This is a genomic window from Micromonospora haikouensis (assembly GCF_000876225.1).
Classification (GTDB): Bacteria; Actinomycetota; Actinomycetes; order Mycobacteriales; family Micromonosporaceae; genus Micromonospora; species Micromonospora haikouensis.
Genome location: NZ_JXSX01000001.1, coordinates 2,972,393 through 2,996,416, shown reverse-complemented (window position 1 = coordinate 2,996,416; position 24,024 = coordinate 2,972,393). Strand labels below are relative to the sequence as shown.

The following is a 24,024-nucleotide window of genomic DNA, read 5'->3' as shown; positions in this document are numbered from 1 at the left end:
GCTCGCCTCCTCATCCCGCCTCGGTCTGCCGGCCCGTACCGTCGTCGAGCACCACCTCGACCCCGGCGCGCACCGGACCGCCCGGCGCGCCGGTAGCCGGTGCCGCGCCGGCGGCCGGTGGCACGGCGCGGCCCGCCGCCGCCAGCGCGGCGGGGAGCACCCGGTCGACGTACTCGCAGAGCACGTGGGTGGAGACCAGGTGCAGCTCCTGGACGACCTGGCTGTCGGGGGAGGCGATGGCCAGGGTCTCGTGGCAGGCGTCGGCGAGGGGGTTGGGGGTGGGGCCGGTGAACGCCCAGCAGCGCAGCCCGGCGTCGCGGCCGGCGTGGGCGGCGGCGACGAGGTTGACGCTGGCCCCGCTGGTCGACATGAGCAGCAGGATGTCGTCGGGCCGGCCGTGGGCGCGGACCTGCCGGGCGAAGACCTCGTCGTAGCCGTAGTCGTTGCCGATGGCGGTGAGCGCGCTGGTCTCGGCGTGCAGGGCGATGGCCGACAGCGGCTCGCGGTCGTCGCGGAGCTTGCCGACGAGTTCGGCGGTGAGGTGCTGGGCCTCGGCGGCGCTGCCGCCGTTGCCGGCCACCAGCAGCCGGCCACCGGCGGCCAGGCGGTGCGCCAGCTCCCCGCCCCAGCGGGCCAGCAGCTCCTCCGAGCGCCGGTAGGGCAGCAGCGCGGCGGCCAGGGCGGCCAGGTGCGCGTCGAGCACGGAGGCGGCGGGACCGGCCGGGCGGGCGGCGGCCATCAGGCGACCACCCGGGTCGGCCGGCGCACGGCGGCCACCGCGCCGTACACCTCCGCCAGCCGCTGGGCGGTGGCCGCCCAGGAGTAGCTGCGCCGGGCCCGGTCGCGGGCCGCCCCGGCGTACGCGAACCGGCGGATCCGGTCGTCCAGCAGGCCCCGGATCGCGGCGCCCAGCGCGCGCGGGTCCCGGGCCGGCACCAGGTCACCGGTGACCCCGTCGAGGACGGTGTCGGTCAGCCCGCCGACGGCCGTGCCGACCACGGGCACGCCGCAGGCCATGGCCTCCAGCGGGGTCAGCCCGAACGGCTCGTACCAGGGGGCGGCGACCAGCACGTCGGCGGAGCGGTACCAGCGGCCCATCTCCTCCCGGGGCACGGCCCCGACCAGGCGCACCCGGTCGGCGACGCCGCACTCGCGGGCCAGGGCCCGCAGCCGCCGGGCGTGCGGGTCGGTCTCCAGCAGCCCTTCGGGCGGGCCGCCCACCACCACGCACTCGGCGTCCGGCACCAGGGGCATCGCCCGGATCACGTCCTGGAAGCCCTTGCGTTCCACCAGCCGGCCGACGGTGAGGACGCGGGCCCGGCCCGGGTCCCGCTCGACGGCCGGGCCGAGCGGGGCGAACGTGGCCAGGTTGACCCCGGACGGGACCACGCTGATCCGGTCGCGGGGCACCCCGAGGCGGACCAGCTCGTTCACCTCGTCCTGGCACTGGGCCACGACCCGGTCGACGGCCCGGCCGAGTTCCCGCTCGTCGCGGATCCGCCCGGGCGGGCTGGTGTCCTGGGCGCCCTGGTGCCGCCGCTTCACGGTGCCGAGGGCGTGGTACGTCTGCACCACCGGCACGCCGGTGCGCCGGCCGGCGGCCAGCGCGGCCAGTCCGCTCATCCAGAAGTGGGCGTGGATCACCTCCGGCGTCCCGTCCCCGCCCCGCCACCGCTGGGCCAGCCAGCGGCCGAACGCCGGCATGTGCGGCAGCAGCGCGTCCTTGGCCATCGGCTCCGCCGGGCCGGCCGGCACGTGCACCACGTCGTACCCGTCGGGGGCGCGGACCGTCACCGGCAGGTCCACCGCGTCGCGGCGGGTGTAGACCCGCACGTCGTGACCGGCGGCGGCGAGCGCGGCGGAGAGCTCCGCGACATGCGTGTTCTGGCCGCCGGCGTCCTCGCCGCCGAGGACGGCGAGCGGGCTGGCGTGCTCCGAGATCATCGCGATGCGCATACTTCCTCCTCCAGCAGCCGGTCCCAGTCGGCGAGGAAACGCTCCAGCCCGTAGCGGTCCCGGGCGGCCTTGCGCGCCGCCGCGCCCGCCCGGCCGGCGGCCTCGGGGTCGTCGAGGAACCGGCGGGCGGCCCCCAGCAGGTCGTCGACGCGGGTGGAGAGCGCGCCGGCCTCGGGCGGGACGGCCACCACCGCCTCGGTGGTGGCGAGCGCGACGACCGGCATGCCGATGGTCATGGCCTCGATCAGGCTGAGCCCGAGGGAGGTCCACCGGCACAGGTGCAGGTACGCCCGCCGCCGGCCCAGCTCGGCGTGCATCCGCTCCTGCGGCACGTCGTCGTGGCTGGCGACCCGGTCGGCGGGCAGCCCGAGCCGGTCGGCCAGCCCGGTCACCCCCATGCCGAAGACGTCGAGGGGCGCCAGCTCGGCGAAGCGGGGCAGCAGGTCGGTGCCGGTGACCCGCCAGCGGCGTACCGGCTCGTTGATGACGACGGCGAGCCGGTCGAGTTCGCCGGTCCACTCGACGGCCGGGGCGACGACGCCGTGCTCGACGACGGCGGTGCGGGTGGCCCCGTTGTCCCAGAACAGTTCGTTGAACCCGGTGACGTGGGTGAGCAGCAGGTCGTCGCGGTCGGCCATCGGGTGGCGGGTGTTGGGCACGTCGCCCTTGGGGGTGTTGTGCTCGACGTAGATCGCCGGCACGTCCCGGCCGACCCGCCGGCCCAGCCAGTCGCAGGCCAGGTCGAACTCCTCGGGACGCTGCAGGACGACCAGGTCGACGTCGGCCCGGCGCAGCTCCCGGGGGGTGACCTCGACGGCGCTGTCGGGCCACGGGTAGGTGCGGGCCCGGCCGAGGCCGTAGGGGCCCCGGTCGGGGGTGACGGGCACCAGGTAGCGGTGCCTGCCGCGCACGAAGGACGTGGTCCAGGAGCCGTGCACGTGCCAGACCAGGATGTTCATCGGCCGCTCCCGCCGCCGGCCGGCACGGCCACCCGGTCCGCCGGGCCGGCCGCCGCACGGCGCGATCCGCCCGGTCCGTCGGACGCGCCGTGGTCGCCGGCCGGGCCGGCGGGCGTGCCGGCGCGCACGCCGAGCAGGCGCAACGCGTCGAGGACCGCGCCGGGGTCGATCCCGGCCAGGCAGGGGTGCCCGGGGACGGGGCAGGTGGCGGCGCGGGTGTCGCGGCAGGCGGCCCCGGCGTCGCCGAGGCGCACGGTGGGCACCCGGTACGGCCCCCACTGCCCGTACGGGACGGTCGGGGCGAACAGGCTGACCACGGGCACGTCGAGCGCGGCGGCCAGGTGGGCGGGGCCGGTGTTGCCGACGACGAGCGCGGACGCGCCGGCGATGATGCCGGCGAGCTCGGCCAGGCCGGTGCGCCCGCCGAGGTCGACGCCGCCGGCGGCGGCCACCCGGGCGGTGAGTTCGCGTTCGCCGGGTCCCCCGGTGACCACCACCCGGTGGCCCGCCCCGGCGAGCGCGCGGACGATCCGGGCGGCCAGTTCGGGCGGGCAGGCCCGGGCGGTGGCCGTCGAGCCGGGGTGCAGCACGACGTACCCGGGCCGGTCGAGTCGCGGCGGCGGGGCGGGCACCGCGTCGCGGCGCAGGCGCAGCCGGGGCTGGTCGTCGCCGGGCAGGGCGTGGCCGGCGGCGGCGGCCAGCGACAGCGCCCGCTCCGGCTCGGGTACCCCCGCCGGCACCCGGTGGCGCACGTCGAGGAGGCTGCCCGGGTAGTCGTCGCTGATCGCGGCGATCCGGGGCACGCCGGCCAGGCGCAGCAGCAGCGCCAGCGGCAGCGGCGACTGGTGGAAGCTCGTGAAGATCACCGCCTCGTCGGCGCCCACGGCCGCGAGGCGCCGCACCAGCCGGCGGGTCCGGTCCGGGTCCACGGGGCCCGGGTCCGGGTCGATCCACTCCAGGGGCCACTCGACGATCTCGTCGATCCCGGGCAGCAGCTCCGCCGCCGCCCGGCCGCGCGGCCCGCACAGCAGCACCACCCGCCGCGCGTGGGCGGCCACCGCCCGGATGCCCGGCCCGGTGACCAGCACGTCGCCGGCCGAGTCGCTGCGCACCACCAGCACGGTGCCCGCCGCGCGGGGCGCGCCGGGGGCCACGGCGGCCTGCCGGCGCAGGATCTCGTCGACCGCCGCCGGCAGGGTGGGGCGTACGCACGGGGCGGCCGCCACCTCCTCGGGCCGGGTGACCGGCGTCGGCACCAGCACCCCGTGCGCCCCGGCGGCCAGCGCGGCGGCCATGTCCCGCCCGATGTCCCCCACCACCACGCAGCGCTGCGGCGTCGTGCCCAGCCGCGCCGCCGCCGCGTGGACGAGGCCCGGGGCGGGCTTGCGGCAGTCGCACCCGGCGTCGGCGTCGTGCGGGCAGACGTGCCAGGAGTCGAAGGGTCCCAGCAGCTCCTCGATGCGGGCGTGCACCCGGTCCAGCTGCCCCTCGGTGAAGCAGCCCCGGGCCAGCCCGGACTGGTTGGTCACCACGGCCAGCCGCAGGCCCGCGGCGCGCAGCCGGTCCAGGGCCTCCCGCGCGCCCGGCAGCGGGCGCACCTTGTCGGGGTCGCCGTTGTACGGCACGTCCTCCACCAGCGTGCCGTCGCGGTCCAGCAGCACCGCGTCGAACAGGACACCGCCGGACCCGCCCCGGCCAGGACCCGGGTCGACCCGGGCTGACCTGCGCTGATCCGGCTCCATCTGGTCCCGTCGCACGGGCGGCGGGTTCCCTGCGCCCCGGGGAGTAAACGTCGTCGGCGGCGCGGTGCCCGCCGCCGCCGGGTGCGGCGACGCCCGCCGCCCCGCCACCGTCCGGTGCCGCGATACCCGCCGCCGCCGAGAAGCTAACCCACCCGGCTCGTTAGGGGCCGCCGGGAGCGGGGTATGGGGGCGCAGTGGCGATTGTGGAGAAAGTGATCCAGGCACCCCCGCAGCAGGTGTTCGACGTGCTCGCCGACGGCTGGACGTACAGCGACTGGGTGGTGGGCACGGTGCACGTGCGCGACGTGGACGACGCCTGGCCCCGCGTCGGCACGCGGCTGCACCACAAGGCCGGGCCGTGGCCGTTCTCCCTCCAGGACGCCTCGACCGTGCTGGCCTGCGAGCCGCCGCACCGGCTGGTGCTGAAGGCGGGGCTGTGGCCGGCGGGCGAGGCGACCGTGGTCTTCACCCTGGAACCCGTCGGCGACGGCGTGACGCGGGTGCGCATCGGCGAGGAGTTCGCCGCCGGCCCGCTGCGCTGGGTCCGCACCAAGCTCAACGACCTGGTGCTGCACCAGCGCAACAAGGAGACGCTGCGCCGGCTGTCCGACATCGCGACCCGGCAGAAGGCGGACCGCTGACGAGTCGGCCCGCGGCGACCCGGCCCCGGCGCGCCACCCGGCTCCCCGCCCTGCGCACGGCGTGTCGCACGCGTCGGACGGGGAGCCATTACGACATGGAACGGGCAACTGGCTACCCTCTCAGGTAAACCTGTCGGCAAACCGAGGATGTCCGTCATGATCGAACCCGTGCAGTTGCCCGCCCCCTGGCGGGACGCACGCCTGACCGTCGTGGTTCCCACCTACAACGAGGCGGGGAACCTCCCGGTCCTGGTCGAACGGCTCCTCGCGCTGCCGCTGCCGGGCCTGAAGGTGCTGGTCGCCGACGACAACTCCCCGGACGGCACAGGCGAGGTGGCCGACAAGCTGGCCATCGAGCACCCCGACCGGGTCCAGGTCGTGCACCGCGCCGGCAAGGAGGGCCTCGGCCGGGCGTACGTCGACGGGATCGGCCGGGCCCTCGACGGCGGCGCCGAATACGTGGCGCAGATGGACGCGGACCTGTCGCACCCGCCGGAGGCGCTGCCCGGCATGCTCGGCGCGCTGCTGTCCACGCAGGCGGGTGTCGTCATCGGTTCGCGCTACGTGCCGGGCGGGCAGCTCGACGAGGCGTGGCCGCTCTACCGTCGCGCGCTCAGCGGCTGGGCCAACCTCTACGTGCACACGCTGCTGCGGGTGCGCATCCGCGACCTCACGGCGGGCTTCAAGATCTGGCGGGCCGACGCGCTGCGCGACATCGGGCTGGACCGGGTGCAGTCCAACGGCTACAGCTTCCAGGTGGAGATGCACTACCTGGCCACGAAGCTGGGGCACACGATCCTGGAGGTGCCGATCCGGTTCGAGGAGCGCCGCGAGGGCGCCTCGAAGATGACCACCGCCACCAAGATCGAGAGCGCGCTGATGCCGTTCAAGCTGCGCACCCGGCACCGCAACATCGAGCCCTGACGCGCCGCCGGGCGGCTCTTCAGCGGTAGACCGCCCGGTGCGCCGCGCCGATCACGCCCGCGTACAGGCCGCCGGTGAGCGCCCGGTCGCGGGCCAGCGCGGCCCGGGCGGCGTTCGCGCCCGGCGCGCCGTGCACCCCGCCGCCCGGGTGCGCCGAGGCGCTGGCCAGGTACAACCGGTCCACCGGGGTGTCCGCGCGGCCCAGGCCGGGGATCGGCCGCAGGAAGAGCTGCTGGTACGCCGCCGCGGTGCCGCCGCCCAGCGCCCCGCCGACCAGGCTCGGGTCGCCCCGCTCCAGGTCGGCCGGGCCGGCGACGTGCCGGCCGAGGATCCGGGCGCGGAACCCCGGGGCGGCGGCCTCCAGCACGTCCTCCATCCGCGCGACGTGCGCGGCGACGTCCTCGGCCCGCCAGTCGCGCCGGAACGGCAGGTGGGTGTACGCCCACAGCGACTCGGTGCCGGGCGGGGAGTGGCTCGGGTCGGCGACGCTCATCTGCCCCACCAGCAGGAACGGGTCGCGGGGCACCTGGCCCCGGGCCAGCTCGGCGGAGTACGTCGTCAGCCCGTCGAGGTCCGCGCCGAGGTGCACGGTGCCGGCCCCGGCCACGGCCGGGTTGGTCCACGGCACCGGCCCGGACAGCGCCCAGTCGACCTTGAGCGTGGAGCCGTCCCAGCGGAAGTGCGCCAGGTCCTGCACGAGCCGGGGCGGCAACGCCGCCGCGCCGACCAGGTCCAGGTAGAGGGCGGGGGCGGGGACGTCGGCGAGGACGGCCCGCCGGGCCCGCCAGGCCCGGCCGTCGACGGTGCGTACCCCCATCGCCCGGCCCCGGGCGGTGAGCACCCGGTCGACGCGCGCGTCGTGGACGATCCGGCCGCCGCGCGCGGTGAGCCGGTCGACCAGCGCGTCGGTGATCCGCTGCGCACCGCCGACCGGCACCGGCCAGCCGACCTGCTGGCCGAGCATGGCCAGCAGCCAGCCGTAGACGCCGGAGCCGGCCTCCTCCGGTGACAGGTCGGTGTGCAGGGCGCAGCCGGCCAGCAGCAGCGTGCCGCCCTCGCCGTCGAACAGCTCGGCGCCGAGCTTGCGCACGGGCACGACGAGCCGGCGGGCCAGCCGCAGCGACCCGCCGACCCGCAGCCGGCGCAGCAGGGCGACGCCGCCGCGCACCGGCGGGTAGGGGGTGGTGATGGTGGCCAGCATCGGCCCGGCCACGTCGAGCCAGTCGGCGTACGCGTGCCGCCAGCGCTCCCCGTCGGCGGGCGCGAACACGGCCAGCGACGCGGCGGTGGCGTCGAGGTCCCGGTTGAGCACGGCCGCCCGCCCGTCGGGCAGCAGGTGGGCCAGCACGTCGGGGGCGTGGGTCCAGCGCAGCCCGTGCCGGTCCAGGTCGAGGCCGGCGAGCACCGGGGAGGCGTACCCGAGGGGGTAGAAGGAGCTGTAGAGGTCGCTGAGGTAGCCGGGGACGGTCACCTCGGCCGAGCGCACCGCCCCGCCGGGCGCGCCGGTCGCCTCCAGCACCAGCACGTCCCAGCCGGCGTCGGCCAGCAGGTTGGCGGCCACCAGGCCGTTGTGGCCCGCGCCGACGACGACCGCGTCGGCGCGCTCCGGGCCGGTCGGCACGCCGGACGTGGCGGCGGTGGGGATGCCGGTCGAGGTCATCCGACCCGCCTACCCGGGGCCACCCGCGGCGAAACGCGTTTGCCGGGCCGGGGCCGGGGGATGCACCGCCGCATGTACACGGTTGCGCAGCTCATCGGTGGGGTGTGGGGCGCCGGCGGCGCGGGGGGCGAGCTGGTCGTCCGCGATCCGGCCGACGGCCACCCGGTCAGCACGGTGCCGGTCGCGACGGCGGACGAGGTCGGCAAGGCGGTGGAGGCCGCGCGGGGGGTCGCGCCCGGGTGGGCGGCGACGGACCCGGCGGAGCGGGCCGCCGCGCTGCACCGGGCCGCCGACGCGGTGCAGGCCGCGGCGCAGGAGCTGGCGGCGGCGGTGACGGCGGAGATGGGCAAGCCCCTCGCGGACGCCCGGGGCGGCGTCGAGGCGGGCGTCGGCACCCTGCGACAGTACGCCGAGCTGGCCCCGGTGCGGGGCGGGCGCACGCTGCTCGGCGGCGCGGAGTCCATCGACTTCATGGCCCCGCAGCCGCGCGGCGTGGTCGCGGCGATCACGCCGTGGAACGACCCGGTGGCGGTCTCCTGCGGGCTGCTCGGCGCGGCCCTGGTGACCGGCAACGCGGTGCTGTACAAGCCGAGCGAGCGCACCCCGGCGACGGGGTGGCTGCTGGCCCGCGCGCTGGACGAGGTCCTGCCGCCGGGGGTGCTGTCGCTGCTCACCGGCGGCGCGGAGGTCGGCGCGGCGCTGGCCGGCGGCGACGTGGACGTGGTGGCGCACGTGGGCGCGACGGCCACGGGCCGCCAGATCGCCGCCGCGGCGGCCCGGACGGGGGCGAAGGTGCTGCTGGAGAACGGCGGCAGCGACCCCCTCGTCGTCGACGCCGGGGTCGACCCGGTCTGGGCGGCGGAACAGGCGGCGCTGGGCGCGTTCGCCAACGCGGGGCAGATCTGTGTGGCGGTGGAGCGGATCTACGTGCACCGGGACGTGGCGGAGGACTTCGTCGATGCGCTGGTGCGGCGGGCCGAGGCGCTGCGGGTCGGCCCGGGGCGGGACCCGGCTACGGAGCTGGGGCCGCTGGTCGACCGGCGGCACCGCGACCACGTGCACGGGCAGGTGACGGCGGCGGTGGCCGGCGGGGCGCGGCTGCGCGCGGGCGGGGTGCTGCCGGACGGGCCGGGGGCGTTCTACCCGGCGACGGTGGTCGTCGACTGCCGGCACGAGATGACGCTGGTGCGCGAGGAGACGTTCGGCCCGGTCGCCCCGGTGGTGGTGGTCGACTCGTTCAGCGAGGCGCTGCGGTGCGCGGCCGACTCGCCGTACGGGCTGGCGGCGACGGTGCTCACCGGCTCGATGAGTCACGCCCAGCGGGCCTGGCGGGAGCTGCCGGTCGGCACCGTGAAGGTCAACGCCGTGTTCGGCGGCGCGCCGGGCGGGGCGGCGCAGCCGCGCCGGGGCAGCGGCCAGGGCTTCGGCTACGGCCCGGAGCTGCTGGACGAGTTCACCGCCACGAAGGCCGTGCACATCGAGGCCCCGGGCGGCGGCCACTGGTGAGCGTACGGCGTGGGGCCCGGGACCGTGCGGCCCCGGGCCCCGCGCTGTCGTGGCCGGTCAGCGGCCCCCGCGCGCCTTGCGGGTGGCGTTGTTGTTGGCCTTCTCGATGGCCTTGACCAGTTCCGGCTTCGTCATCCGGGACCGGCCGGGCACGTCCAGCTTGCGGGCCACCGCCATCAGGTGGTCCTTGGTGGCGTTGGCGTCGACGCCGCCCGCCGTGGGGGCGCGGCGCGCCGGCCCGCCGCCGGCCGCCTGCTGGTCGCTGGGCCCCTTGCGGCCCTTGGGCTCCCAGTGGTCGCCGACCTTCTCGAACTCGTGCTTGACGGCGGCGAACGCGGTGCGGTGGGCCCGCTCGCCCTCGCCGTACGTCTCCACCGCCGAGTCGTGCGTCTTCTCCCAGGTGCGCTGCGCCTTCTCCGGGGAGCGCCGCAGCGTGCTGGGCAGTACCTCGCGCCCGGGCATGTCGTCCTCCTCCGCGTCGACTGCTTCCCGGTTGACCGTTCCCCCGGGCCGCCTGGGCAAACCGCCGGCCCGCGCGGCGGACCGCCCCGCCCCGTGTCGGGTTTGTCGATTTCCGACGCTGGGTACGGGCGGGGCCAGGCGAGCGCCGGGTGCCGGTCACCCCGCCGCCCGGGACGCAGGGGGCGGTCATGGCAGCGACGACGGAACCGGACACGGCGGTCCTCGACGACGGGCGGGCGCGGCGGCCCCGCCGGGTACGCCAGCTCAGCTGGCCCACCTGGCGGGGGGTGCTGGTGCGCAGCGGCCGGAACTTCGTCAAGGACAACTGCGCGGACTGGGCCGCCGCGCTCACCTACTACGGGGTGCTCGCCCTGTTCCCGTCGACGATCGTGGTGGTCGCCCTGGTCGGCCTGGTCTCCGACGGCGAGCGGACGGTCGACACGGTGATCGACCTGGCCCGGGACGTCGGCGCCGGGTCGGTGGTCGGCAACGAGGGGTTCGTGAGCGTGGTGCGGGGCGTGGTCGACCAGAGCGGCGGCGCGAAGACGCTGCTCAGCTTCGGTCTGCTCGGCGCGCTGTGGTCGGCGTCGGGGTTCATCGGCGCGTTCACCCGGGCGTCCAACGCCATCTACGGGGTGCAGGAGGGGCGGCCGGTGTGGAAGCTGCGCCCGTTGCAGATCGGGCTGGCCGCCGTGACCATGCTGCTGCTGGCCGTGGTGGCCACCGGGCTCATCGTCAGCGGCCCGGTCGCCGACGCGGTGGGCGACCTGCTGGGCGCGGGCGGGCTGGCCCGCACGGTGTGGGGCGTGGCGAAGTGGCCGGTGCTGGCCATGGTGATGATGGTGCTGCTGTCGCTGCTGTTCTGGATCGCCCCGAACGTGCGCCAGCCCCGGTTCCGCTGGCTCACCCCGGGCGGCGCGGTCGCCCTGGTCTCCTGGGCGCTGGCGTCGTTCGGTTTCGGCCTGTACGTGGCGAACTTCGGCTCGTACGACGTGACGTACGGCAGCCTCGGCGCGGTGATCGCGTTCCTGGTCTGGCTCTACCTGTCCAACTCGGCGCTGATGCTCGGCGTGCAGATCAACGCCGAGCTGCAGCGGGGCCGGGCGTTGCAGGCCGGTGAGCCGGACCCGGAGGAGCCGGTGCTGCCTCCGCGCAGCCCCGCCGCCGGGTGACGGGTCGCCTCGGCCGGGCGGCCGCGCCGGTTTACCGGCGTCCGCCCCGGGTAGCGCAGAAGGCATGGAACGTGGCAGCAGCAAGCACAGCCCGAGGGTCGACGAGCAGATGAGCCAGGAGGTCAGCGGCCTGGTCCAGGGCCCCGGCACCGGCGGCTCGCGGGTGGACGAGTTCCGCCAGCCCGAGCCGGCCGGCGAGGACCAGCCGGAGGCCACCACGGCCCCGGCGGGCGAGCTGCGCACCGGTTCCCCGCAGGGGATGAGCTCCACCGACGTGGAGCAGCGCAGCCGGCTCGGACGGTTCATCACGATGACCGCCCTGCCCGGCGACCGGGAGGCGCTCGTCGCCAACGCGCGCGACAACGACGCGCCGGACGACCTGGTCGCCGCCCTGGAGGGGCTGCCGCCGGGCACCCGCTACCAGACGGTTTCCGAGGTGTGGGCCGCCCTCGGCCACAGGAACGAGACGACGCGTTGGTGAGGGGGACCGTCCCCCGGCCCGCCCCGCACCCGCGCACTGAGGAGGATTGCTGATGAGTGGCGTCACCGAGCACGTGGACGTGTCCGTCCCGATCCGGACCGCGTACGACCAGTGGACGCAGTTCGAGGAGTTCCCGCACTTCATGGAGGGGGTGCAGGAGGTCCGGCAGCTCACCGACACGAAGACCCACTGGACGGTGGAGATCGCCGGGGTCAAGCGCGAGTTCGACGCCGAGATCACCGAGCAGCTGCCCGACGAGCGGGTGGCCTGGCGTTCCACCGGCGGCACCCAGCAGGCCGGGGTGGTGACCTTCCACCGCCTCGACGAGGCCAACACGCGGGTGACCCTCCAGTTGGAGTTCGAGCCGCACGGCGTGGTGGAGCAGGCCGGCGACAAGCTCGGCGTCGTCGACCGCCGGGCCAAGGGCGACCTGGAACGGTTCAAGCAGTTCATCGAGCGGCGCGGTCAGGAGACCGGCGCCTGGCGCGGCAGCGTCGACCGCCCCCAGCCCTGACCTTCCCCCGCACGAGCTGACCATGGCCGCCGGCATCCGGCGGCCATCGTCGCGCCCGGGGCCGTTTGCGATCACCGGCCCCGGGTACCGCGAAGGGCATGACGGACAACGACAGCCACGTGTGGCGCGACGAGCAGCGGCTCCCGTTGGAGGAGCTGGACCGGGCGCTGGCCCGGTCGACCCTCGACGGGCAGGCCGACGACGTGACCGGCAACGACGCCGGGGAGGAGGCCGCGTTCGGGCACGGCCCGGAGGCGGTGGACCGGGGCGCGTCGCCGGCCGGCCGGGAGCGGGAGCGCACCGACGCGGAGCGGGCGTACCGGCCGTCGACCACGGGACGGACCGGCCCCGACACGATGTGACCGCCGCCCGCTGGTGGCGGTCAGGGGCGGCGGGACGCGACGGCGTGCAGGGTGGTCAGGGCCGCGGCGAGGACCACCAGCGCGGGCCCGAGGGCTTCGACCGAGGTGTACGCGACCAGCGCGCCGATGCCGCTGGGCACCAGCGCCCCGCCCAGCCCGGCCGCCGCGATCTGCACGCCGATGGTGCGGTCGGCGTGCGCGGCGCCGACCCGCTCGGCGGTGCCCAGGGTGAGCAGCGGGAACACGGGCGCGGCGGCGAAGCCCAGCACCAGCAGGCCGGCCACGGCCACCCAGGCCGGCGCGGGCAGGGCGATCAGCACCGCGCCGGCGACCATGCCGAGCAGGCTGGCGCGCAGCACCCGCCCGGTGCCGAGACGCTCGGCGACGAAGCCCTGCACCACCCGCCCGAGAAACAGGCTCCCCCAGTACCCGGAGACGCAGACTCCGGCCACCCCGGCGGCCAGCCCCCGCCCCTCGGTGAGCAGCAGGAACGCCCACAGGCCGGCGGCGATCTCGATGGCGACGTACACGGCGAACGCGAGGGAGCCCAGCCAGACGGCCGGCAGGCGCAGCGTGTCGCGTACCCGGACGGGGTCGGTGGTGGGCAGCGGGGCCGGGCCGGCGGCGGACGGGGCCGGGGCGGACCGGTCGGCCCAGGCCCGCACGGTGAGGGCGAAGGCGGTGCCGAGGGTGAGCTGGGCGGCGGCGACGGTGCCGTAGCCCCAGCGCCAGGAGAGGCCGGCGCTGAGCACGGCGGTCATGATCAGTGGGCCGATGGCGACGCCGAGGCCGAAGAAGGCGTGCATCCAGTTCATGTGGCGGGGGCCGAACGCGTTGGCCGCGTACGCGTTGAGCCCGGAGTCGATCGCCCCCGAGCCGAGCCCGAGCAGCAGCGCGCAGCCGGTCGTGACGGCGAGCCCCGGGCTGGACGCGTACCCGGTGAGCGCGAGGCTGGCCAGCAGGGTGCTGCCGGCGAGCAGCCGGCCGACGCCGAGCCGGGCCAGGGAGAAACCGGCCAGCACGCTGGCGGTGAGGTATCCGGTGGTCCCGGCGGTCAGCATCAGCCCGACGGCCTCGGTGGGCACGTCGAAGTCCGCCCGCATGGACGGCCAGCCGACGCCGAGCAGTCCGTCGGGCAGGCCGAGGCTGACGAAGGCGAGGTAGGCGAGCAGGAGCAGGGCGGGACGGGGCGACGCGGGGGTGGACACGATCGACCATCCTGCCTCACCCCAGCGAGAGCAACCAACGACTTCCCGCGCCTCCCCCGAAACGCCAAAAAGCGCGGTACGTCCGGCCGAAAACCCGGACAGGTCATCCAGAATCGTCCGATCGGGTGACGGCGATCCCGGCGCGTCGCGCAAGACTTTCCGAATGCAACAGGGCTCCGGCTTCCTCACCGTTCGTCAGCGTCGCCTCGCCTGGCTCGGCTTCCTCCTCGCCGCCGTCCAGGCGCCGGTCGCCGCCAAGTTCGCCACCGACGACTCGTGGCTGTTCAGCCTCTGCGTCGCCCTGATGGTCGCCACAGTGATCATCGCCGACGACGCCTCCCGGCGTCGCCCGGCGAACGCACGCTCCTCCGACTAGCGCGGCGGCGACGCGCCGGCCCGCTCGCCGGACCACCAGGTCGGTCACCGAAGGTAACGGCGGCAACACCGCGGACCGGTCGGCACCTCACGCTGGGTCACACCCCATCCAGCCTGCGCCACCAGTACCCCGCCCTTTGCTCTGCACCCACCCACGCAACACCCGGCCCGAGCTGGGGATATCCGAGATCCCGCCGGGCGAAGGCCGCCGCGTGCGGTTGCGCTGAGTGAACCGTTGCGTATCCGGGTGCAGAGCAAAGGGGTTCACCGGGGCCCTGCCGACCCCGCCCTTGGGGACAACGCAGGGTGACGACTCGGCGGGCGTACACGAGCGCAGGCCGCAGGCGGACGGCCCGGCGTCCGTCGCCGGGCCCGGTGTCACTCGCCGGCCGGGCGCGCCTCGTGGCCGGGGCGGCCCCGGGTGCGCCGCCGCTCCTTCATCTCCGCCTCGTACAGGTGCCGCCGGCCGGCGACCAGCTCGTCGCGGGCCTCCCGGTCGAGGTCCCGGAACAGCGCGTAGTAGCCGTCGTCGAAGTCCTCGACGATCTGGAAGGTCCACCGGCCGGCGATCACGTTGCGCCCGAGCAGGTCGGTGGCGATCCGGTCGGCGATCACGTCGTGCCCTGCGGCGCGGAACTTCTCGACGGCGTCGTCGAGCATCAGGTCCGCGTGGCCGACGAGCTGGTGCAGCGTGTAGAGGTGCCCGCGCGCCCGCTCGACGGTCTCCAGCGCCTCGCTGAGCTTGCCCAGCGCCTCGACGGTGTCGTCGCCGACCCCGGCGGGGCGGCGGTGCCGCTCGTCGGGCTGGTCCTGCTGTCCCATTGCGTTCCTCCAGGGTGCCGGTCGCGTCGGTGTCGACCCGTTCTCCCTTCTGCCCCGCGCCGGCCGGGTCAATCCCGGCGGCCGGGGTGTCGGCCGACCGGTGGAGGACCCGGGACCGGCCGAGCGGCGGAGGCGCGCGCGGTTACCGGCCGGTTAGCCTCGGTCCTCATGCGTGTGCCGTCGAACCGGGCCACGGGCCGCTCCGCCGTGGACTCCGCCAGCTCCGCCCTCGCCGTGCTGACGGTCTCGATCGGCACCGCCGGGCTCGCCGCCGCCGCCACCTGCCCCGGGTTGCTGGCCGAGGTCGACCAGCACGCCGCCGCAGTCCGGGACGCCCTGGGCGGCGACCGCCGGCCGCTGACCCCCGCCGCGCTCGCCGGCTACGCCGAGGGCGTCCGCGACGCGGCGCGCGAGCACGGCTGGCAGCCGCCCACCCGCTCGGCGGACTTCGCCGAAGCCGACTGGCTGCTCACCCGCCTGCTCGCGGTCTGCGCCCTGGCCCGTTCCCTGGGCACCCACCCGGCCCCGCTGCCGACGCTCTGACCACACCCCGGACGCGGGCCGCATCCGAGAACGGAGGGGACCCGTGCGGGCCCCCTCCGTCTCGTGCTACCCCCGGTCAGCTACCCGGGCGGCCGAACTGCTGGGTCTCGTCGCCCGGCATGTTGCCGGAGCGGTACGTCCCCTGCCCGCCGCGGGCGCCGGTCATCGACCCCTCGGGCATGGCCCGGGCGCGCTCGGCGCCCCGGTCGGCCATCCGCCGCTCGACGTCGCCCCGGCCGGTGGCCTGCGCCTGGCGGTGCTCCCGCAGCGCCCGGGACTCCTCGGCGGCCCGGTCGAGCCACCCCTCCCAGCGGTTCTGCATCGGCCGCACCAGGCCGCCGCCGACGCCGACGATCAGGATGCCGGCCACCGTGGCGAGCACCGCGATCAGCACCGGCGTGGTGACCGTGGTGGCGATGCCCACCTGGTTGAGCGCGGCGATGACACCGAGCGCCAGGATGAAGATCGCCGTCACGTCGGCCAGCACCCGGCCGTAGGACAGGCCGCCCAGGAAGCCGGTGACCAGGTCCCGCACCGCGTTGGCGATCGCGGCGGCCACCACCACGATGACGATCGCGATGAACGCCCGGGGCAGCCACGAGACCACGCCCCGGATCAGGTCGCTGATCGCGTTCGGCCCCCACACCCCGAAGGCGAACTGCAGGGTGAACAGCAGCACGGCGTAGTACGCCAGTTTCGCCAGGATGTCGCTGGCGTCGTACTTGGTGCGTTCCAGCGCGCGCCGGACCCCACCCCGTTCGACCGCACGGTCGAACCCCACCCGTTCCAGTGCCGCGTCCACGATCTTGAGGACCGCTTTGGCGATGAGCCACCCCACCACGAGGATCACGATGAACGCGATCGCCCTCGGGACGAAGAGCAGCACCGACCTCCACATATCGGTCAGGGCCGTACCGATGTCTACCTGCCCGACCGCGAGGGTTTTCTGCATGGTGTCCCTCCTGTCGCATGGACTTCGGCGCGCGCATACCCGCCTCGGTGCGCCGCACGCCGCGCGACGCGTACCGAATTTCCCGACATCGCCGCCCAGAGCGGCCCTGACCTGCGCTGACGGGCACCGGCCTCCGGCCCCGGGCGGCCGGTCGACGCGGGTCGGCCCCGCGATCGGGCCGTGAGCGGGGCGCTCCGGCTAGGCTGCGGACATGCCAGGCACGGTCGGGCGAGTCCCCACGCCAGCAACGCCCGCCGCGGAGGCGTCCGCCTCCGACGCCGCGGGCGTCGTCACCGGCCGCTCCCGGGCCGCGACGACTGCCGGCCCGCCCCAGCACTGGGACCCGTTGGTACGCGGCGCGGCCGAGCTGATCCTCGCCTCGCCGGTGCCGATGGCGCTGGCCCTCGGCGACGATCTCCTGCTGTTCTACAACGACGCGTACGCGACCCTCATCGGCGACCGCCACCCCGACGCGGCGGGCCGGCCGGCCGGCGAGGTCTTCGCCGACGTGTGGGGCGAGCCGGGCGTCGGCGACGCGTTCGAGCGCGCCTACCGGCAGGGCGAGTCGTCGCTGGAGCGGGAGGCGGTGCTCCCGTACGACCGGCAGCACCCCGACGCCCGGGGGCAGGCGGTGTTCACCCGGGGCCACTCCCCGGTGCGCGACAGCGCGGGGCGGATCGTCGGGGTGTTGACCGTGACCGCCGAGACCAGCCAGGTCACCGAGCAGTTGCAGAGCCTCAGCGACGTGGCCGCCGCGCTGGCCGGCACGCTCACCCTGGACGACGTGGCCCGGGTTTCCCTGCGTTACCTGCTCACCGCGTTCGACACCGACCGGGTCACCTTCGGCGTCGACGACGGGGCGGGGTGGCGCACGGTGCGGCGGGTCCGCGGCGAGCTGCTGGACGAGGCCGACGAGCGGCTGCCCCCGCTGTGGCGGCGCTCGCCCGCCGACTCCACCGGGCCGCTGATCGTCGCCGCGCGCAGCGGGGTCGCCCAGTTCGTCTCCGACGGGCAGCCGCTGCGGGACATCGCGGTGGACCGGCACGACCAGAAGGTGCGGGCGCTGGCCGCCCAGCCGTTGCGCACGTCGGCGCTGCGCGGCGGGCTCACCGTCGGATACCACGCGGCGCGCGCCTGGTCGGCCGCCGAGCGGGCCCTGCTGGCCGCCTCGGCCGAGCTGATCGGCCAGGCCGCCGAGCGCGCCCGCCGGTTCGAGACCCAACACGGCACCGCCCAGCTGCTGCAACGCAGCATGCTGCCGGAGCACCTGCCGGACCTGCCCCGGCTGCGGATCGCCGCCCGCTACGACGCCGGTGTCGACGGCAACGCCGCCGGTGGCGACTTCTACGACGCGTTCCTGCTGCCCAGCGGCGAGCTGGGCGTCGTCCTCGGCGACGTGGCGGGGCACGACGTGCAGGCGGCGGCCCGGATGGGCCAGGTCCGCGCGGCGCTGCGCGCGCTGGCCCTGAGCGACCCCCGGCCCGACGCCGTGCTCGCCGGGCTGGACCGCCTCGTGGGCAGCCTCGGCGCCGAGACGGGCAGCCAGGAGCTGTTCGTGACGGTGGTGTTCGGGGTGGTCGACGCGCAGCGGGAGCGGCTCACGCTGGCCAGCGCCGGGCACCCCGCGCCGCTGGTGCGCCGGGGCGGGCCCGGCGGGGAGCCCGTGGCGGAATACCTGGACGTGCCGCCCGGCGCCCCGCTCGGGCTGGGCTGCGCCCCGTGCACCACCACCGTCCGCTTCGCCCCCGGCGACACCCTGCTGTTGTTCAGCGACGGCGTGGTCGAGCGGCGGCGGCAGAGCCTCGTCGCAGGGCTGGACAGCCTGGCCGCCGCCGTGGCGGGGGCGGCCAGCGGCGATCCCCGGGCCCTGTGCGCGGTGGCGACGGCAGCCGTGGCCGGGGCCACGGAGGACGACGTGGCGGTGCTGGCGGTGGAGCACGCGCTGATCCCCAGCCGCTCGGCGAGCATCGAGGTGCCGGCGGAGCCGACCGCGCCGAGCCGGGTGCGGCACTGGATGACCGCCCAGCTCACCGACTGGCAGGTGCCCGAGGCGGTGGTCGGCGCCGCGGTGCTGTGCACCAGCGAGCTGACGACCAACGCGCTGCTGCACGCCGGCACCGCCGCCCGCGTCGAGATCGACCTCAGCCCGGAGCGGCTGTTGGTGTCGGTGGCCGACTCGGGCACCCGGGGCACCGTGACCCGGGCCCGCACCGACACGTTGAGCAGCCGGGGCCGGGGTCTCGGCCTGATCGAGCAGCTCAGCGACGCCTGGGGCACCGACCCGACGGTCCGTGGCTCGACGGTCTGGTTCGAGATCCTCATCCCAACCGGGCAACGGGACGTCCCGGCCGGGTAGGGCGGGCCCCGACCGGGTAGGAGGGCACGCATGGCCACCGACAATCAGCGCGGCGTCCTCTTCGACGTCGACGGCACCCTGGTCGACACCACCTATCTGCACACGGTGAGCTGGTGGGAGGCGCTGCGGCAGGCCGACCAGCCGGTGCCGATGGCGACCATCCACCGCGCCATCGGGATGGGCTCCGACAAGCTCCTGGACCACCTGCTCGGCCCGGAACGGGACCGCACCGCCGACGGGAAGCTGCGCGACGCCCACGACAGCCTCTACGGCGAGTACTGGGAGCGGCTGGTCCCGCTGCCCCGCGCCGCCGACCTGGTGCGCGCCTGCGCCGCCCGGGGGCTGCGGGTGGTGCTCGCCACCTCGGCCGCCGCGCACGAGGTGGGGGCGCTGCGCCGGGCGCTGGACGCCGACGACGCGATCACGACGGTCACCTGCGCGGCGGACGCCGAGCAGAGCAAGCCCGCCCCGGACATCCTGGTGGCCGCGCTGGAGCAGTCCGGCCTGGACGCGTCCCGGGTGGTCTTCGTCGGCGACTCGGTCTGGGACGTCGCCGCCGCCGGCAAGCTGGACATCCCGTGCGTGGGGTTGACCTGCGGCGGGACCAGCCGGGGCGAGCTGGCCGGGGCGGGCGCGGTAGCCGTCTACGACGACCCGGCCGCCCTGCTGGAGGCCCTGGCGGACTCCCCGCTCGCGGCACCGCGCTGACCGCCGCGAGCGGGGAGCGCGGCACCGCGCGCGGCTGACCCCCGGGGGGTGCCCAGCGGTCAGCCCTGGCGCGGCGCGGCGCATCGATTGCGGCGAGCACGCTTACGGCGGCCGTCCACGGGGCAAGGTCCGTCACCACTCGCCCGCATCTCGCGGACGGGCGGAAGGGTGGTGCCGTGGAGCCGGTAGACGTCTCGTTCGCGGTGGTGGGGCTGGGTGCCCTGCTCGCCGGGATCCTCCCCCGGGTGTTGGAGCGCCGGCCCCTGTCGATGCCGATCGCGTTCCTCGGCCTGGGCATGCTGATCTTCATCCTGCCGACCGGGCTGCCCGGCCCGGATCCGCTGGAGCACCCCGAGATCGCCACCCACCTCACCGAGATCGGCGTGATCGTGGCCCTGATGGGCGCGGGGCTGAAGATCGACCGCCCGCTGAGCTGGGCCAGGTGGTCGTCCACCTGGCGGCTGCTGGCGATCGCGATGCCGCTGTGCATCGCGGCGGTGGCGCTGCTGGGCTGGTGGTGGGCGGGGCTGGTGCCGGCCGCCGCGCTGCTGCTCGGCGCGGCGCTCGCCCCGACCGACCCGGTGCTCGCCTCCGACGTGCAGGTCGGCGAGCCGACCGACGTGGAGGACTCCGAGGACGAGGTGCGGTTCGCGCTGACCAGCGAGGCCGGCCTCAACGACGGCCTGGCCTTCCCCTTCGTGTACGCGGCCGTCGCCATCGCCACCGCCGGGCTCGCCCCGCGCGAGTGGTTCGTCGACTGGTTCACCGTCGACGTGCTCTACAAGCTGGCCGTCGGCGTCGGCGGGGGCCTGGCGGTCGGCTGGCTGCTCGGCAAGCTGTTCTTCCGGGCCCCGAGTCAGTTGCGGCTGGCCCGCCACGCCGAGGGGTTCCTGGCGCTGGCCGCGACGTTCCTGGCGTACGGGCTGGTGGAGGTCGTGGGCGGCTACGGCTTCCTGGCCGTGTTCGTGGCGGCGCGGGCGATCCGGGCGGCCGAGCGCACCCACGAGTTCCACTCGGTGCTGCACGACTTCGCCGAGCAGGTCGAGCGGCTGCTGACCGTCCTGTTGCTGCTGCTGTTCGGCGGCGCGGTGGTCGGCGGGCTGCTCGCTCCGCTGACCTGGCCGGCGGCACTGGTCGGGCTGGCGCTGGTCTTCGTGGTCCGGCCGCTGGTCGCCTGGTTGTCGCTGCGCGGCGCGCCGGGCCGGCCGGCGGAGCACTGGGTGATCTCCCTGTTCGGCATCCGGGGCGTGGGCTCGTTCTACTACCTGGCGTACGCGACGACGAAGGCCGACTTCCCGCAGGCGGAGCTGCTGTGGGCCACGGTCGGCCTGGTGGTGGTCGTGTCGGTGGTGGTGCACGGGGTGGCCGCCACCCCGGTCATGCAGCTCCTCGACCACGAGGGCGAACGCACCGGCTCCCCCACCTCCCGCGATCTTGCACTTACGGCCCGGGAATAACGGGCATAAGCCCCGCTCCAGGGGCCGCAACTGCAAGATCGCCGAGGGTGGGTGGGGGTCCGGGGGGGGGTCAGGGGGTCAGGCGGGCGGCCAGGGCCCGGCCGAGGTCGTGGCCGGAGCGCCAGGCGCTCTGGATGCGGGGCTCACCGAAGGCGTCCCCGGCCAGGCCGATGCCGTCGGCGTCGAGGTGGTACGTGCCGTCGCCGGCCCGGTCGACGGGCTTCGCGTACGTCCAGCGGTGCACGTGCACGTGCTCGGCGCGGTCGGGCAGGCCGAGCAGGTCGCGGACGGCCTCCTCGATGGCCCGTGCGGCCCCGGTGGGCTGGGCGAGGTGCCCGGCGGCGAACTCGGGGGTGGTGTGCGCGACCAGCACCGGGGCGCGGTCGCCGCGCCGGTCGCCGTCGTCGCAGACGAGGTTGAGCAGCGGGTGGTCGTTGACGAACGCGCCCCGGAAGTCGGCCCAGGACCGGGTGGGGAAGCGCAGCACCCCGCTGAGCGTCGGCGACCACCGCTGCGCCTGCACGGCGGCGGTGGCCGCCTCCAGCGCCGGGTCGAGCAGCAGGGCCGCCTGGGGGCCGGGCACGGCCAGCGCCACGGCGGCGCAGGGCTCCCCGTCGACGGTCGGCCCCGGCTCGACGCCGAGCACCAGCCGGTCGACGACGACGGGCAGGTCGGCGGCCAGGTGCTCGACCAGGGAACGCAGCCCGCGCGGGGCGGCCCAGCGCATTGGCCCGGGCACCTCCCGCCGGCCGGCGGCGGAGTAGGCGACGAAGGTGTCGGTCCATTCCCGGGCCAGCCCGGCGGCCGCCCAGCCGCGTACCACCTCGGCGAAGCCGGGGTCGCTGACGGTGAAGTACGCCGCGCCGAGGTCCGCCGGTCGCCCGTCGAACCTCTTGCTGGCCATCCGGCCGCCCGGCACCCGGCCGCGCTCGCGGACCTGGACGGGGATCCCCGCCCGGTGCAGCTCGGCGGCGCAGGCCACCCCGGCGATGCCCGCCCCGACCACCACGACGCGCGTCCGCTCCACTCCCATCCGATGATCGTAGGGGGTGGGGCGGCCCGGCGGTCTGGCAAGCTCGTGGGGTGACCGACGACCTGGATCGGGCGCTCGCCGGGGTCGGGCCCCGGCTGCGGGCGCTGCGCCGGCAGCGCGAGACGACGCTGGCCGAGTTGTCGGCGGCGACCGGCATCTCGGTGAGCACCCTGTCCCGGCTGGAGTCCGGTGCCCGCCGGCCGACCCTGGAGCAGTTGCTCCCCCTGGCGCGGGCGCACGGGGTGACGCTCGACGACCTGGTGGGCGCCCCGCCGACCGGGGACCCGCGCATCCACCTGCGCCCCGTCACCCGGCACGGCATGATCATGTTGCCGCTGACCCGCCGGGCGGGCGGCATCCAGGCGTACAAGCTGGTGATCCCGGCGGGCGGTGGGCGGCGGGAGCCGGATCCGCAGACCCACGAGGGCTACGAGTGGCTGTACGTGCTCAACGGCCGGCTGCGGATGGTGCTGGGCGAGCGGGACCTGGTCCTCTCCCCCGGCGAGGCGGCCGAGTTCGACACCCGCGTCCCGCACTGGTTCGGGGCCGCCGACGCCGGGTCGGTGGAGTTCCTCAGCCTGTTCGGCAGCCAGGGCGAGCGGGCCCACCTGCGCGCCCGCCCGAAGGCGTGACCCGGAAACCGATCGAACAACGTCACAGGGTCTTCACATGCTGGCAATGGACGCGTACCTTGTCGAGAAAGCGTGGGAGCGCTTCCACGCATAAACATCGATCCGTGGAGGACGACGCCCATGCGAAGCAGACCGGCGCTCGCGGCCGTGGCCGCCAGCGCGACCGCACTCACCGCCGCCACCGTCGCGGTCGGCCTGCTCGGGGCCACCCCGGCCGCCGCCGCCGACTCCGCGTTCTACGTCGACCCGCAGGCCAGCGCCGCCCGCTGGGTCGCCGCCAACCCCGGCGACTCGCGGGCCGCCGTGATCCGGGACCGGATCGCCAGCGTGCCGCAGGGCCGCTGGTTCACCACCACCAACACCTCGACCGTACGGTCCGAGGTGGACCAGTTCGTCGGTGCCGCCGCCGCAGCCGGGAAGATCCCGATCCTGGTGGTCTACAACATCCCCAACCGCGACTGCAGCGGCGCCAGCACCGGGGGCGCGCCCAACCACACCGCCTACCGGCAGTGGGTGGACCAGGTCGCCGCCGGCCTGGCCGGACGGCCCGCCACGATCGTGCTGGAGCCCGACGTCCTGCCGATCATGACGAGTTGCCAGAACTCCAGCCAGCAGGCCGAGACGCGGGCGTCGATGGCGTACGCCGGCAAGAAGCTCAAGTCGGGCTCGTCCCAGGCGAAGGTCTACTTCGACGCGGGGCACTCGGCGTGGCTGGCCCCCGCCGAGATCGCGTCCCGGCTCAACGGGGCGGACATCGCCAACAGCGCCGACGGCATCTCGCTCAACGTGTCGAACTACCGCACCACCGCCGAGTCCGTCTCGTACGCCAAGCAGGTCATCGCCGCCACCGGCGTGTCCCGGCTGAAGGCCGTGATCGACACCAGCCGCAACGGCAACGGCCCGGCCGGCTCCGAGTGGTGCGACCCGCCGGGGCGGGCGATCGGCACGCCGAGCACCACCGCGACCGGCGACTCGGCGATCGACGCGTTCCTGTGGGTGAAGCTGCCCGGCGAGGCCGACGGCTGCATCGCCGCGGCCGGCCAGTTCGTCCCGCAGCGGGCCTACGACCTGGCGATCGCCGCCGGCCCGCTCCCGACGACCGCCCCGCCGACGACCGCCCCGCCGACGACCGCCCCGCCCACCACCGCGCCCCCGACCACCGCGCCGCCGACCACCGCGCCGCCGACGACGAACCCCCCGGCCGGCGGGTGCACGGTCACCTTCACCCCGAACACGTGGGCCGGCGGGTTCACCGCCGAGCTGCGGATCACCAACGGCGGAGGCGCGCTCAACGCCTGGTCGCTCAGCTTCGGCTTCCCGGCCAGCGCCGGGGTGCGGCTGTCCAGCGGCTGGAACGGCGAATGGAGCCAGAGCGGCGATACGCTCCTCGTCCGCAACGTGGCCTGGAACGGCAGCCTGCCGGCCAACGGCACGGTGAGCGTCGGGTTCCAGGGCACCTTCTCCGGGTCCTCGCTGCCCGCCCCCAGCGGCTTCACCCTCAACGGCTCCCGCTGCAACTGAGCAAGGAAAAGGGACCCCTCTTGACGCCTCCGGTATGG

At 75.9% G+C, this 24,024-nt stretch carries 23 protein-coding genes and 1 pseudogene; 14 read left to right on the top strand and 10 right to left on the bottom strand.

All coding sequences use genetic code 11. The features are described from left to right. Positions 1-10: 10 nt before the first annotated feature. The 4 genes and pseudogenes from TK50_RS12415 to TK50_RS12400 form a co-directional block, all read right to left on the bottom strand. Positions 11-739: a D-sedoheptulose-7-phosphate isomerase gene (locus TK50_RS12415; RefSeq protein WP_043962883.1), complete on the bottom strand. Its 729-nt coding sequence runs from the start codon at positions 737-739 to the stop codon at positions 11-13. Continuing rightward, positions 739-1,956, bottom strand: coding sequence for a glycosyltransferase (locus tag TK50_RS12410; RefSeq protein ID WP_043964369.1), 1,218 nt, complete (start codon positions 1,954-1,956; stop codon positions 739-741). Before TK50_RS12410 ends, TK50_RS12415 begins: the two co-directional genes overlap by 1 nt. After that, positions 1,941-2,915: a glycosyltransferase gene (locus tag TK50_RS12405; RefSeq protein ID WP_043962882.1), complete on the bottom strand. Its 975-nt coding sequence runs from the start codon at positions 2,913-2,915 to the stop codon at positions 1,941-1,943. Before TK50_RS12405 ends, TK50_RS12410 begins: the two co-directional genes overlap by 16 nt. A 110-nt stretch (positions 2,916-3,025) precedes the next feature. Further along, positions 3,026-4,657: pseudogene (locus TK50_RS12400) on the bottom strand (HAD-IIIA family hydrolase); the annotation flags it as partial. Between the two features lie 203 nt (positions 4,658-4,860). Between TK50_RS12400 and TK50_RS12395 the strand changes: the two are divergent. Both TK50_RS12395 and TK50_RS12390 read left to right on the top strand, forming a co-directional pair. Further along, positions 4,861-5,298, top strand: a complete 438-nt coding sequence (locus tag TK50_RS12395) for an SRPBCC family protein (protein WP_338390897.1) — start codon at positions 4,861-4,863, stop codon at positions 5,296-5,298. Between the two features lie 156 nt (positions 5,299-5,454). Then, positions 5,455-6,222: a polyprenol monophosphomannose synthase gene (locus TK50_RS12390; protein WP_043962880.1), complete on the top strand. Its 768-nt coding sequence runs from the start codon at positions 5,455-5,457 to the stop codon at positions 6,220-6,222. A 19-nt stretch (positions 6,223-6,241) separates the two neighbouring features. Here TK50_RS12390 and TK50_RS12385 read toward each other — a convergent pair whose 3' ends face one another. Next, positions 6,242-7,882 (bottom strand): phytoene desaturase family protein, encoded by a 1,641-nt coding sequence (locus TK50_RS12385; RefSeq protein ID WP_241773979.1) that lies wholly within the window; start codon positions 7,880-7,882, stop codon positions 6,242-6,244. 72 nt (positions 7,883-7,954) lie between these two features. Between TK50_RS12385 and TK50_RS12380 the strand changes: the two genes are divergently transcribed. Continuing rightward, positions 7,955-9,388: an aldehyde dehydrogenase family protein gene (locus tag TK50_RS12380; protein WP_043962879.1), complete on the top strand. Its 1,434-nt coding sequence runs from the start codon at positions 7,955-7,957 to the stop codon at positions 9,386-9,388. A gap of 57 nt (positions 9,389-9,445) precedes the next feature. On the opposite strand, the gene TK50_RS12375 is transcribed toward TK50_RS12380, so the two are convergent. Beyond that, the gene (locus tag TK50_RS12375) at positions 9,446-9,850 is read right to left on the bottom strand and encodes a ChaB family protein (RefSeq protein WP_043962878.1); all 405 of its coding nucleotides are present in this window, start codon (positions 9,848-9,850) and stop codon (positions 9,446-9,448) included. A gap of 188 nt (positions 9,851-10,038) precedes the next feature. Between TK50_RS12375 and TK50_RS12370 the strand changes: the two genes are divergently transcribed. The 4 genes from TK50_RS12370 (at position 10,039) to TK50_RS12355 (ending at position 12,379) form a co-directional block, all read left to right on the top strand. Next, positions 10,039-11,022: a YihY/virulence factor BrkB family protein gene (locus TK50_RS12370; protein ID WP_043964365.1), complete on the top strand. Its 984-nt coding sequence runs from the start codon at positions 10,039-10,041 to the stop codon at positions 11,020-11,022. Positions 11,023-11,086: 64 nt separating this feature from the next. Then, positions 11,087-11,503 carry a DUF2795 domain-containing protein gene (locus tag TK50_RS12365; RefSeq protein ID WP_043962877.1) on the top strand — a complete coding sequence of 139 codons (417 nt, stop codon included), beginning with the start codon at positions 11,087-11,089 and terminating at the stop codon, positions 11,501-11,503. Positions 11,504-11,555: 52 nt separating this feature from the next. Beyond that, positions 11,556-12,017, top strand: a complete 462-nt coding sequence (locus TK50_RS12360; RefSeq protein WP_043962876.1) for an SRPBCC family protein — start codon at positions 11,556-11,558, stop codon at positions 12,015-12,017. A gap of 98 nt (positions 12,018-12,115) precedes the next feature. Then, positions 12,116-12,379, top strand: coding sequence for a hypothetical protein (locus TK50_RS12355; RefSeq protein ID WP_043962875.1), 264 nt, complete (start codon positions 12,116-12,118; stop codon positions 12,377-12,379). Positions 12,380-12,399: 20 nt separating this feature from the next. Here TK50_RS12355 and TK50_RS12350 read toward each other — a convergent pair whose 3' ends face one another. Further along, on the bottom strand, positions 12,400-13,587 hold the full coding sequence (locus tag TK50_RS12350; RefSeq protein WP_241773978.1) for an MFS transporter: 1,188 nt from the start codon (positions 13,585-13,587) through the stop codon (positions 12,400-12,402). A gap of 163 nt (positions 13,588-13,750) precedes the next feature. On the opposite strand from TK50_RS12350, the gene TK50_RS12345 reads away from it, so the two are divergent. Beyond that, positions 13,751-13,963: a hypothetical protein gene (locus tag TK50_RS12345; protein WP_043962874.1), complete on the top strand. Its 213-nt coding sequence runs from the start codon at positions 13,751-13,753 to the stop codon at positions 13,961-13,963. Between the two features lie 377 nt (positions 13,964-14,340). Here TK50_RS12345 and TK50_RS12340 read toward each other — a convergent pair whose 3' ends face one another. After that, entirely contained in the window at positions 14,341-14,784 is a 444-nt protein-coding gene (locus TK50_RS12340) for a hypothetical protein (RefSeq protein ID WP_043962873.1), read from the bottom strand. 168 nt (positions 14,785-14,952) lie between these two features. On the opposite strand from TK50_RS12340, the gene TK50_RS12335 reads away from it, so the two are divergent. Beyond that, a complete protein-coding gene (locus TK50_RS12335) occupies positions 14,953-15,327 on the top strand; it encodes a DUF6401 family natural product biosynthesis protein (RefSeq protein WP_043962872.1) in 375 nt (124 codons plus the stop codon). 76 nt (positions 15,328-15,403) lie between these two features. Here TK50_RS12335 and TK50_RS12330 read toward each other — a convergent pair whose 3' ends face one another. Then, complete coding sequence (locus TK50_RS12330; RefSeq protein ID WP_043962871.1) at positions 15,404-16,279, bottom strand: mechanosensitive ion channel family protein; 876 nt, start codon at positions 16,277-16,279, stop codon at positions 15,404-15,406. A gap of 211 nt (positions 16,280-16,490) precedes the next feature. Between TK50_RS12330 and TK50_RS12325 the strand changes: the two genes are divergently transcribed. The 3 genes from TK50_RS12325 (at position 16,491) to TK50_RS12315 (ending at position 20,800) form a co-directional block, all read left to right on the top strand. Continuing rightward, positions 16,491-18,635: an ATP-binding SpoIIE family protein phosphatase gene (locus TK50_RS12325; protein ID WP_043962870.1), complete on the top strand. Its 2,145-nt coding sequence runs from the start codon at positions 16,491-16,493 to the stop codon at positions 18,633-18,635. A 30-nt stretch (positions 18,636-18,665) separates the two neighbouring features. Next, the gene (locus TK50_RS12320; protein ID WP_043962869.1) at positions 18,666-19,343 is read left to right on the top strand and encodes an HAD family hydrolase; all 678 of its coding nucleotides are present in this window, start codon (positions 18,666-18,668) and stop codon (positions 19,341-19,343) included. A gap of 176 nt (positions 19,344-19,519) precedes the next feature. After that, on the top strand, positions 19,520-20,800 hold the full coding sequence (locus TK50_RS12315) for a cation:proton antiporter (protein WP_043962868.1): 1,281 nt from the start codon (positions 19,520-19,522) through the stop codon (positions 20,798-20,800). Positions 20,801-20,870: 70 nt separating this feature from the next. Here the strand turns inward: TK50_RS12315 and TK50_RS12310 are convergent, their stop codons facing one another. After that, a complete protein-coding gene (locus tag TK50_RS12310; RefSeq protein WP_043962867.1) occupies positions 20,871-21,833 on the bottom strand; it encodes an NAD(P)/FAD-dependent oxidoreductase in 963 nt (320 codons plus the stop codon). A gap of 50 nt (positions 21,834-21,883) precedes the next feature. Here TK50_RS12310 and TK50_RS12305 point away from each other — a divergent pair, with 50 nt between their 5' ends. Together TK50_RS12305 and TK50_RS12300 are read left to right on the top strand one after the other, a co-directional pair. After that, positions 21,884-22,465, top strand: a complete 582-nt coding sequence (locus TK50_RS12305; RefSeq protein ID WP_043962866.1) for a helix-turn-helix domain-containing protein — start codon at positions 21,884-21,886, stop codon at positions 22,463-22,465. A gap of 120 nt (positions 22,466-22,585) precedes the next feature. Continuing rightward, a complete protein-coding gene (locus tag TK50_RS12300) occupies positions 22,586-23,986 on the top strand; it encodes a glycoside hydrolase family 6 protein (protein ID WP_052503704.1) in 1,401 nt (466 codons plus the stop codon). Positions 23,987-24,024: the final 38 nt, after the last annotated feature.

Bases quoted from the DNA above. Each gene is read 5' to 3' on its own strand.
- TK50_RS12330 (WP_043962871.1), bottom strand. From the start codon at position 16,279: ATGCAGAAAACCCTCGCGGTCGGGCAGGTAGACATCGGTACGGCCCTG.
- TK50_RS12355 (WP_043962875.1), top strand. From the start codon at position 12,116: ATGACGGACAACGACAGCCACGTGTGGCGCGACGAGCAGCGGCTCCCG.
- TK50_RS12370 (WP_043964365.1), top strand. From the start codon at position 10,039: ATGGCAGCGACGACGGAACCGGACACGGCGGTCCTCGACGACGGGCGG.
- TK50_RS12405 (WP_043962882.1), bottom strand. From the start codon at position 2,915: ATGAACATCCTGGTCTGGCACGTGCACGGCTCCTGGACCACGTCCTTC.
- TK50_RS12360 (WP_043962876.1), top strand. From the start codon at position 11,556: ATGAGTGGCGTCACCGAGCACGTGGACGTGTCCGTCCCGATCCGGACC.
- TK50_RS12340 (WP_043962873.1), bottom strand. From the start codon at position 14,784: ATGGGACAGCAGGACCAGCCCGACGAGCGGCACCGCCGCCCCGCCGGG.
- TK50_RS12345 (WP_043962874.1), top strand. From the start codon at position 13,751: ATGCAACAGGGCTCCGGCTTCCTCACCGTTCGTCAGCGTCGCCTCGCC.
- TK50_RS12320 (WP_043962869.1), top strand. From the start codon at position 18,666: ATGGCCACCGACAATCAGCGCGGCGTCCTCTTCGACGTCGACGGCACC.
- TK50_RS12415 (WP_043962883.1), bottom strand. From the start codon at position 739: ATGGCCGCCGCCCGCCCGGCCGGTCCCGCCGCCTCCGTGCTCGACGCG.
- TK50_RS12390 (WP_043962880.1), top strand. From the start codon at position 5,455: ATGATCGAACCCGTGCAGTTGCCCGCCCCCTGGCGGGACGCACGCCTG.
- TK50_RS12410 (WP_043964369.1), bottom strand. From the start codon at position 1,956: ATGCGCATCGCGATGATCTCGGAGCACGCCAGCCCGCTCGCCGTCCTC.
- TK50_RS12380 (WP_043962879.1), top strand. From the start codon at position 7,955: ATGTACACGGTTGCGCAGCTCATCGGTGGGGTGTGGGGCGCCGGCGGC.
- TK50_RS12375 (WP_043962878.1), bottom strand. From the start codon at position 9,850: ATGCCCGGGCGCGAGGTACTGCCCAGCACGCTGCGGCGCTCCCCGGAG.
- TK50_RS12300 (WP_052503704.1), top strand. From the start codon at position 22,586: ATGCGAAGCAGACCGGCGCTCGCGGCCGTGGCCGCCAGCGCGACCGCA.
- TK50_RS12385 (WP_241773979.1), bottom strand. From the start codon at position 7,882: ATGACCTCGACCGGCATCCCCACCGCCGCCACGTCCGGCGTGCCGACC.
- TK50_RS12325 (WP_043962870.1), top strand. From the start codon at position 16,491: ATGCCAGGCACGGTCGGGCGAGTCCCCACGCCAGCAACGCCCGCCGCG.
- TK50_RS12335 (WP_043962872.1), top strand. From the start codon at position 14,953: ATGCGTGTGCCGTCGAACCGGGCCACGGGCCGCTCCGCCGTGGACTCC.
- TK50_RS12365 (WP_043962877.1), top strand. From the start codon at position 11,087: ATGGAACGTGGCAGCAGCAAGCACAGCCCGAGGGTCGACGAGCAGATG.
- TK50_RS12310 (WP_043962867.1), bottom strand. From the start codon at position 21,833: ATGGGAGTGGAGCGGACGCGCGTCGTGGTGGTCGGGGCGGGCATCGCC.